3 protein-coding genes and 1 pseudogene are annotated in these 3,279 nt (G+C 67.0%); all 4 read left to right on the top strand.

The annotated features are described in order from the left end of the window. Positions 1 to 7 precede the first annotated feature (7 nt). Positions 8 to 175 (top strand): annotated as a pseudogene (locus tag FHG71_RS24490) (transposase); the annotation flags it as partial. 20 nt (positions 176 to 195) lie between these two features. Next, a complete protein-coding gene (locus FHG71_RS22880) occupies positions 196 to 777 on the top strand; it encodes an IS5 family transposase (protein WP_246045583.1) in 582 nt (193 codons plus the stop codon). A gap of 114 nt (positions 778 to 891) precedes the next feature. Next, positions 892 to 2,814 carry a PAS domain S-box protein gene (locus FHG71_RS22875; protein ID WP_139084095.1) on the top strand — a complete coding sequence of 641 codons (1,923 nt, stop codon included), beginning with the start codon at positions 892 to 894 and terminating at the stop codon, positions 2,812 to 2,814. Between the two features lie 8 nt (positions 2,815 to 2,822). Continuing rightward, entirely contained in the window at positions 2,823 to 3,185 is a 363-nt protein-coding gene (locus FHG71_RS22870; RefSeq protein ID WP_139084093.1) for a response regulator, read from the top strand. Positions 3,186 to 3,279: the final 94 nt, after the last annotated feature.

The following is a 3,279-nucleotide window of genomic DNA, read 5'->3' as shown; positions in this document are numbered from 1 at the left end:
GGGCCCTATGAGCAACCTGTTCTGGCTGACAGACACGCAGATGGAGCGTCTGCGGCCGTTCTTTCCGAAGTCGCGCGGCCGGGGTCGGGTGGACGACAGACGGGTGCTCAGTGGCATCATCTTCGTGAATCGCAATGGCCTGCGCTGGCGCGACGCGCCGGCCGCCTATGGGCCACCCAAGACGCTCTACAATCGTTGGCTCCGCTGGAGCCGCATGGGCGTGTTTGCGCGAATGCTGCTGGAGATGGCGGCCCGAGGTCAGCAGGCCGAGACCATGATGATCGACGCAACGCATCTGAAGGCGCACCGCACGGCCGCAAGTCTGCGCACTCAAAAGGGGGCTGCGGCGACAAGCGCGGCCGTATCATTGGTCGCACAAAGGGCGGGCTGAACTCCAAGCTCCACGTCACCGCCGATGAGAAGGGTCGGCCGATCGGCATGTTCCTGAGTGCAGGACACCGGAGCGACTATCTCGGCGCCAAAGCCCTGTTCTCCTCGCTGCCTCAGGCCAAGGTGCTGATCGCCGACCGGGGCTATGACGCAGACTGGTTCCGCTGGGCCTTGGCGGACCGTGGCATCACCCCCTGCATCCCCTCGCGCAAAGGGCGCAAGGATCCCGTCCCTCACGACCCAGTCCTCTACCGTCAAAGGCATCGGATCGAGAACATGTTCGCTCGCTTGAAGGACTGGCGCCGTATCGCCACGCGTTACGACCGCTGCGCCAAGGTGTTCCTGTCCGCCTGCGCCTTGGCGGCGGTTGTCCTGTTCTGGCTGTGAGCGTGATCCGACTGGACCAGTGTCTTGCCCTTCCCGTGTCGCTGGGAAACTCAATGCCAAGTGCGTCCGTTCTCTCCCGAGGCCACTCGGGCCGGATGCAGTAGGTGGGCCGCCATGCCGGATCGGGACAGGAGCGAGGTGCTGCTGAAGCAGCGCAAGGTCTTGGCCGACTTCGGTGACGTGGCGCTCCAGTCCGAGGACCTCAATGCGGTGTTGCAGGAGGCGTGCCGGCTCGTGGGCGAGGCGCTGGGCACGGGTCGCGCCAAGGTGCTGGAGATTGAGGAGGGCGGCCAGAGCCTCTTCGTGCGCGCCGGCGTGGGCTGGGCTTCCGACGTGGTGGGCCATGTGCATCTGCCTATGGAGGAGCACTCCTCGGAGACCTTTGCCATCAAGTTGGGCGAGCCGGTCATCACCCAGGACATCTCGAAGGAGGACCGCTTCGACGTCCCGCCCTTCATGAAGGAGGCAGGCGTGGTGGCGCTCGTCAACGTGCCCGTTTTCCGGCCCGGCAGGCGCGCCTATGGCCTCCTCCAAGTCGACGACACCCAGGCCCGCGACTTTGACCAGGGTGACATCGAGTTCCTGCGCACCTACGCCACCATCCTGGGTCCGGTGATCGACCGCCTGCTCAAGCTGACCGAGTTGCGCTCGTCCGAGGAACGCTTCCGCGCCATCGTGGAGACGGCGACCGACTACGCCATCTTCACCACCGACACAGACGGCCGGATCGTGATCTGGCCCAAGGGGGCGCAGGAGATCTTCGGCTGGACGGCCGAGGAGGCCGTAGGCCAGCCCATGGAGATGACCTACACGCCCGAGGACCGCGCCGAGGGCGTGCCGGCGAAAGAACGGCAGGAGGCTCGCGAGAAGGGCCATGCTCCCAACGTGCGCTGGCACGTGCGCAAGGACGGCTCGCGCGTGTTCATCGACGGGGTGGCGCGTCCGCTCACCGGCCCGGACGGCACGGAGACGGGCTTCGTCAAGGTGGGCCAGGACGTGACCGAGCGGCGGGCCACCGAGGAGGCCCTGCGCGAGAGCGAGGAGCGCTTCCAGCAGTTCGGCGAGGCGTCGTCGGACGTGCTGTGGATCCGCGACTCCGAGAGCCTGGCCTACGAATACCTGAGCCCCGCCTATGAGCAGGTCTACGGCCTCCCCCGCGAGGAGGCCCTGCGCGGCAACCATGTCTACCGCTGGATGGAGCTGATCCACCCGGAGGACCGCGAGCGGGTGCTGGACCTGCTTCGCCGGGTGCGCGCGGGCGAGAACGCCACCGAGACCTACCGGGTCATCCGCCCCTCGGACGGCCAGACCCGCTGGATCCGCAACACCGACTTCCCGCTGAGGGATGCGGACGGGCGGGTGCAGCGGATCGGCGGCCTCTCCCATGACACGACCGAGGAGGTGGAGACCCGAGAGCGCCTACAAGTTCTGGTGACCGAGCTTCAGCACCGCACGAGGAACCTCATCGGCGTGGTGAACTCCATCGCTAACCAGACCATGGCCCACACGGGGCCGACCGAGGCGTTCCGGGAGGAGTTCAGCCACCGCATGGCCGCTCTCTCGCGGGTGCAGGGCCTGCTGTCCCGGTCCCAGGAAGAGCCCATCACCCTGCGGGCGCTCCTCACGCTGGAACTCGATGCGCTCGGGGCCAAGGAGGGTGAGCACGTCCGCATCGACGGGCCTTGGGTCCGCATCCGGCCCACCATCGTGCAGACCGTGGCCCTGGTCGTGCATGAACTGGCCACCAACGCCCGGAAGTATGGGGCGCTCTCGGAGGGCGGGGGCCGGCTCAGCGTGGAATGGCGCCTGCGGGAGGTCGAGGGCGAGCGGCGAGCCTTCATCGACTGGCGGGAGGAGGACCTGTCGCCGACGGAAGCAGACCAGTTTGCCGCTGAACGTGGCGGCGGCTACGGACGGCGGCTCATCGAACGGGCGCTGCCCTACTCCCTTGGGGCCACGACCACCTACGAGCTTGGGTCGACGGAACTCCGCTGCACCATTGACCTGCCGCTCGACCGGGCGCCAGTGGCTCGCTAGAATGAGCCATGGCCAGCCCTAAGACCCTTGCCGGACGGTGCATCCTCATTGTCGAGGATGACTTCTTCATTGCCGACGACTTCGCGGCCATCTTCGAAGGAGCGGGCGCCACGGTGGTAGGTCCGGCGGCCAGTCTCTCCGATGCCATGGACCTGATCGAGCGGACGGAGCGGCTCGACGGCGCTCTCCTCGACATGAACCTGCAAGGCGAGATGGCCTACACGCTGGCCGATGCGCTCCGAGTGCGCGGTGTGCCCGTCGTGTTCGCCACGGGATACGACCGGGGTGCCATTCCCGAGCGCTACGCCGACATCCCGATCTGCGAGAAGCCTGTCGATCCCCAGCAGGTTGCCCAGGCGATCTCCGGGTAAGGACTTTGGGTCCGCAGCGTGGGCGCTACTATCAGAGCGCCGATGTGTGACCTGAACCAAGGCCGGGCACGCAACGCATCCCCTTGCTACGCAT

Source organism: Rubellimicrobium roseum, from assembly GCF_006152145.1.
Lineage (GTDB): Bacteria > Pseudomonadota > Alphaproteobacteria > Rhodobacterales > Rhodobacteraceae > Rubellimicrobium > Rubellimicrobium roseum.
The sequence above is the reverse complement of the archived record's forward strand: the minus strand, read 5'-3'. Positions and strand labels throughout refer to the sequence as shown.